The organism is Methylophaga sp. UBA2689 (assembly GCA_002354555.1).
In the GTDB taxonomy this organism is placed as follows: Bacteria; Pseudomonadota; Gammaproteobacteria; order Nitrosococcales; family Methylophagaceae; genus Methylophaga.
The window spans coordinates 1,308-6,968 of sequence record DELT01000012.1; the positions used below are offsets into that span (position 1 = coordinate 1,308).

5 protein-coding genes are annotated in these 5,661 nt (G+C 44.0%); 4 read left to right on the top strand and 1 reads right to left on the bottom strand.

The genetic code is table 11. The annotated features are described in order from the left end of the window. Both B3M51_RS01065 and narL read left to right on the top strand, forming a co-directional pair. A partial coding sequence (locus B3M51_RS01065; protein WP_292756249.1) for a histidine kinase occupies window positions 1-1,425 on the top strand: 1,425 nt, incomplete at its 5' end. A 17-nt stretch (window positions 1,426-1,442) separates the two neighbouring features. Beyond that, window positions 1,443-2,087, top strand: coding sequence for a two-component system response regulator NarL (gene narL, locus B3M51_RS01070; RefSeq protein ID WP_292480762.1), 645 nt, complete (start codon window positions 1,443-1,445; stop codon window positions 2,085-2,087). An 87-nt stretch (window positions 2,088-2,174) separates the two neighbouring features. On the opposite strand, the gene B3M51_RS01075 is transcribed toward narL, so the two are convergent. Then, window positions 2,175-2,516: a cupin domain-containing protein gene (locus tag B3M51_RS01075; protein WP_292480755.1), complete on the bottom strand. Its 342-nt coding sequence runs from the start codon at window positions 2,514-2,516 to the stop codon at window positions 2,175-2,177. Between the two features lie 406 nt (window positions 2,517-2,922). Here B3M51_RS01075 and B3M51_RS01080 point away from each other — a divergent pair, with 406 nt between their 5' ends. Further along, a complete protein-coding gene (locus tag B3M51_RS01080; RefSeq protein ID WP_292756250.1) occupies window positions 2,923-4,290 on the top strand; it encodes an ammonium transporter in 1,368 nt (455 codons plus the stop codon). A gap of 163 nt (window positions 4,291-4,453) precedes the next feature. Beyond that, window positions 4,454-5,626: a trans-sulfuration enzyme family protein gene (locus tag B3M51_RS01085; protein ID WP_292756251.1), complete on the top strand. Its 1,173-nt coding sequence runs from the start codon at window positions 4,454-4,456 to the stop codon at window positions 5,624-5,626. The last annotated feature ends 35 nt before the right edge of the window (window positions 5,627-5,661 follow it).

The following is a 5,661-nucleotide window of genomic DNA, read 5'->3' on the forward strand; positions in this document are numbered from 1 at the left end:
ATGGCCACTCAGCTCAGATTGGCTGAAAATGTTTTGGATTCTTATAAAAAGCTGGCGGATGCTTTGCATCGGGATAGTGAAATCAAAATTTCAGTGATCGCTTTGCTTAATATCATCAGCCTGCTATTTCTCTACAGCTGCATCATTGCCATTATGTTGGGAGCGAAAAATTTTCTGGTTGAACGCATGGATAGGTTACAGACCTTCCTGATGTTCAAGTTCCCTGCTCAAAAGCAGGAGCCAAATGCTGATGAGTTTACTCGCCTTGAGCAACGTATTTTTGAAATGACCGCCAAAATAGAAGGCTATGCCTCACAGGTTGCCTGGGCCGAACGTACCAATGAAAAACTGCTTATTTTATTGCGTTCTCATGAGTTCATACTTAATTTCATTGAGATAACCAGCCATGAGATCCTCAGTGAAAAAACGCTGCTTAAAGTACTTTATTCGCTTGAACGAGCGATGAACTTTTCTAATGTTGCGATTATTTACACCGATGATGCGGCGGTTATTTCCAGTGAGCAAATCATTTTCTCGCATCATCCGCCACCAAAGCTGGATAATCAAAGATTCGATGAATTGCACCGTAACAACATGTCCAGTTATATGGAAGAGAATAGTGAAGGTGAAGAAATTCGCTGTGTGGGTGTGACATTCAGTGGGCCCGCGTCAGCACTTGGTATCTTGTTGATTGAGACAGAAAAAGACAGATTTCTGGAAAATACCGAAATCCAGGTACTGGAAATTACTGCAAAACTGCTGACCATGGCTACCAAGTTTCACAGTCATGATGAAGAGGGACGTCGACTGGCTGTACTGGAGGAGCGTGCCGCGATTGCCCGAGAACTGCATGACTCGCTGGCACAATCCTTATCCTTTATGAAGATCCAACTGGCTCGGCTTCAGTCGGCTGGCGATGACAAGATAAAAAGTGCGGAGATGATGGGAGAGCTTCGGCAAGGTCTTGATTCGGCTTATCGCGAGTTACGTGAACTGCTTACCACCTTCCGGGTGCATATGGACTTACGGGGTTTGGGGTATGCTATCCAAACCACTATTGATGAGTTTTCACAGCGTTCCAGTATCAACATCAATCTTGACTATCGACTTGTTAATTGCCGCCTGACGGTCAATGAAGAATTCCATATGTTGCACGTGCTTCGGGAAGCACTATCCAATATCGTGCGCCACTCTAAAGCAAAGAATGTAGCGATATTCCTTGAGCTGCGTAAAAATGGAAATGTTGTATTAACCATAGAAGATGATGGTATAGGTTTTACGGCCAATACCAACACCTACGATCATCATGGTCAGATCATCATGAAGGAACGTGCCAATAGCCTGGGGGGGGATCTTGAAGTGATGGCCAAACGCCATGGAGGCACTCGAGTTCGGCTGGTGTTTACACCAAAGTCAGTACAATAATTATAGCGAGAGAAAATATGACTGAGAAAATAAGAGTACTGCTGATTGATGACCATCCTTTATTTCGTAAGGGGGTAGGACAGATCATTTCGGATGATCCGAGTTTTGAAATTGTCGGTGAAGCAGCTTCTGGGCAGGAAGGGATAGATCTGGCACTTGAGGTTAAACCGGATCTGGTTTTATTGGACCTTAATATGAAAGGCATGGATGGGCTGGAAACATTACGACGTTTCAAAGAAACCGATTTGGATGCGCATTATGTCGTTCTGACGGTCTCGGATGCGGAAGAAAATCTGCTTGAGGCATTGCGAATAGGTGCTGATGGTTATTTACTTAAGGATATGGAACCGGAGGATTTGAGGAATTATTTGCTCAAAGCCGCTGTAGGCGTCACCGTGCTACAGGACAGCATGACCGAAATATTGAAGAAAGCATTTATTGACCCACAACATAAAGTGAGTGCAGATGAGGTCAATCTGACGGTGCGTGAAAATGAAATTCTGGAATGTCTGGCTGAAGGTATGAATAATAAAACCATAGCCCGAAAATTGGATATTCGCGATACCACAGTCAAAGTGCATATCAAAAATATCCTGCGTAAACTTAATCTTACTTCACGTTTGGAGGCGGTAGTCTGGAAGCATCATCAGGATGGCAGGTAACCGCTGAATAAATTAATGCCGACAATCCTGAACCAGGATTGCCGGCAATAATTACTGGATTTACAAAGGTCAACACGCCCTAGCAAATTACAGTGCTTTACGCTGACCTACAAAGAAGCCGACACCACGTGTCGGTGTTTCGAAGGTAATGGTTTCACCGTTGCCAAAAAACAGCACGTCACCCACAGTGGCATGTACTTTCTGACCGGATTCATCAGTGATGAAGAATTCGCCCTCTGCAACATACTTCATTTCTTCGTAATCATAGGTGTATACAAGGGGTTTATCAGTTTTGTTCAGGTGAAAAAAACCTGCACAAAGTGTTTTGTCCTTGCTGTCCGAAACGATGGTGTCGCCCAATGTGGCATTGATACCATCAAGACCCATCGTTGGTTGTGGATCTTTAACAGCCTGTTTTTGAATTTTCATAAAATGTCTCCTTCGTTAGTGACGGACCGATTAAATAACGTCACTGGATTAGGGACAATCCTTCTGAAGTAGTACTCAGTTTGTATAGTCTTTTATAAACAGTCACTTGGCATATTTTCAGCAAAGATTCCTGTTAAAAATCAGGCTTGCAAGATCCGCAAATTGTCAAAATAAGCTATCTGGATTTTTATTGCGAAAACAATTTAGTTTTTCTTATAAAAAAATAAAGCTGCTTCTTCACTCCAAATAATGCCAAATCATTAAAAAGTAAGCCATATCAAGGGCTATTACCCCCTAAGTGGTAATTAGTCTGAGTAATAGACACACCATTGACCGGGGAATAGATTCAGACCCCTGCGGTTGAATTCCCATCTGCAGTTAAAAAATATAATAAGGGATACTTTTTATGGAAACAGAAGTCGCAAATTTGTTTGCAGAGCAGGTCAGCCTGAGCATGCTATTGCAAAATCTTGTTTACGCCTCGGGTACAGTCGGGGCTATCTTTGTGGTGATTGGCTTAATGCTGATTGATGTTGGGGGGGTACGAAGACGTAATATTTTTAATGCAACAATAGAAAAGATGGTGGGTTTTTTTATCGGCTTTACCGTTTATTTTCTGATTGGTTTTGCTTTTTGGGCATCACAATATTACATCATGGTAGATTACACGCTGGTTGATACCATCAAGGACTGGTGGGCGGGTGGTACGCTGTCAAATTCAATGGCACAAAATGTGGATCCGGCAGTTTTTCCGGGTTTGAATAACTTCCAGATCTTTATTTTCTTTCTCGCTTGTTTTGCCGGTATTGTGAATGTTCTGTTGCATTTTGCTGTTTCAGAACGAATGAAACCATCTGCTTATTACATCACAGCCGCTGTTGCCACCATTGTTTCGTCTATTCTTAGCTGGTTAACTTGGGGCTCAGTCGGTCCACTGACTAATCTGGGTTTTCATGACTTCTTTGGTGTTGGTTTCGTTTATTTATTCCCTGCCGGTATGGCAATGGTGTTTTCACGTACGCTGAGAGCTCGTCCAGGCATGTTCTCGGCTCATCCCAAGGTCTCTGAATACCGCCCGCCAAATCTTGGTCTGTTGACAGTGGGCATAATGACAATTTTCGCCGGTCTGCCGATGATTATTCTGTCGTGTCTGTTCTTCTTTGATCCAGGTGCATTGGCAGTGAGTGTGACCATGGCGGATACCAGTGTGGGTATTGCGTTCAATAACTATGGTGCGGCTTGGGCTGGTGGTGCTTTAATGGGTGCTGTTCTGGCTTATTCAACGCGGAAGTTCAGCTATTTACTGCTGGGACCATTGGCTGGCTATGTCGCTGGTGCCTCAGGTTTTGACGTGTATGTTCCTTGGCAAATGTTTTTGGTCGCTCTGGGCGCGCCAATTGTTGCTTATGTCATTTATGAGTTTTTGCAAAGAAAACAAATTGATGAACATAAATTATTGCCATTATTTGCCGGTGTAGGTTCCTATGGTCTTATCATGACAGGGCTATTGCATATCGGTGTACCACGTGGCGGTTATCTCGGTATTGAAGAAGGTGCGTATGCCTTCCAGCATGGTGAGATTGGCGTGGTAATGCAGTTGGTGGGCATCGTGGTCAGTCTTGGCTTCGGTATTATTACCGCCTTGGTATTGTCCTTTGTTCTGAAGCATACCACTGGTTTGGATGTATCGGATGATGCACAGGCCGAAGGTCTTGATAAAGTTTATTGGGACATTGAGCCGGATGTTGATCCAATTACTGACAACAAATCCTGAGTTTGATGAGTTTTATTTGAAATAGGGTTAGTTTGCCTTATTGCACTTCTAAAAAATCCGGCTTCGGCCGGATTTTTTTGTTCAGAACATTTAATTCATTGATACTGGATGCTAACTATCAGATTTTTGGCAAAAAACTTGTGTTTATCAAGGAGACATCGGCATGAAATCAAAGCTGACAATGACTGAGTGCATACACAGTGATTCCTATCAAAATGATCAAGGTTCGCCAAAACCCCCGCTATATGACACAAGCCTGTTTGCATTCGAGAGCACGCAGGCCATGCGAGATGTGATGGAGGGTAAGGCACCGGGCGCTTTTTATAGTCGCTATGGGATGAATCCAACTATCACGGCCCTGGAAGGTAAACTGGCTCAATTGGATAATGCTGAAGCCAGCCTGGCATTTTCTTCCGGAATGGCAGCAATTTCCGCCTTGTTTATGCATTTTGCGACTCGGGGTATTCTTTGTGTTGGGGATGTATATGGCGGCACCCAGCAGCTTTTAAGTAAACAACTGCCAGCACTGGGTATCAATACTTTTTCATTGCAAAAAACAGACCTTAAAGCAGTAGAAACTTCACTGAAAGCTGACAAACCGGCATTGGTGTTTATCGAAACGCCGAGTAATCCTACATTACAGCTCCAAGACATCAAACGGTTGGCAAAACTGGTACATGAATACGATGCGTTGTTAGTGGTAGACAATACGTTTGCAACGCCTGTCAATCAGTGCCCGATAGTGCTTGGGGCAGACTTTACTGTGCAAAGTGCAACAAAGTATCTGGGTGGTCACAGTGACTTGACTGCTGGTGTATTGTCCGGGCGTGTTGGGCAACTTGAAGCTATCAATGATTGGCGTAAAAACCTCGGTCAGACGATCTCGACGGAAGTTGCACATAAATTATCACGCAGCCTTCTCACATTGGCACTCCGGGTAGAACGGCATAATTTTAATGCTCAGCTGATCGCTGACTATCTGGACACACATTCAAAGGTCCGTAAAACCTGTTATCCCGGATTAAAGGGACATCCTCACCATGATTTTATTCACCAGCAAATGTCTGGTTTTGGCGGTATGGTCAGCTTTTACATTGAGGGTGATGCCGCAATGGCCGAGCGTTTTGTTGATTGTCTGAATGTGTTTGCCATAGCGCCCAGCCTGGGTGGAGTAGAGAGTCTTGCTACCCAGCCGATTTACACGTCGCATTTTGGTTTGTCCGAAGAAACACTCAAACAAGCTGATGTGGACGGCAGTCTCATCAGGCTGTCAGTTGGATTGGAAGATGCCAAAGATTTGATTAACGATCTGGAACAGGCGTTCAGTCGCTGCTAGGGCGTGTTTATATTTCATCTCCGCCTCTGTTGTGA

Coding starts and splice junctions, on each gene's coding strand:
- narL (WP_292480762.1), top strand. CDS start 1,443: ATGACTGAGAAAATAAGAGTACTGCTGATTGATGACCATCCTTTATTT.
- B3M51_RS01075 (WP_292480755.1), bottom strand. CDS start 2,516: ATGAAAATTCAAAAACAGGCTGTTAAAGATCCACAACCAACGATGGGT.
- B3M51_RS01080 (WP_292756250.1), top strand. CDS start 2,923: ATGGAAACAGAAGTCGCAAATTTGTTTGCAGAGCAGGTCAGCCTGAGC.
- B3M51_RS01085 (WP_292756251.1), top strand. CDS start 4,454: ATGAAATCAAAGCTGACAATGACTGAGTGCATACACAGTGATTCCTAT.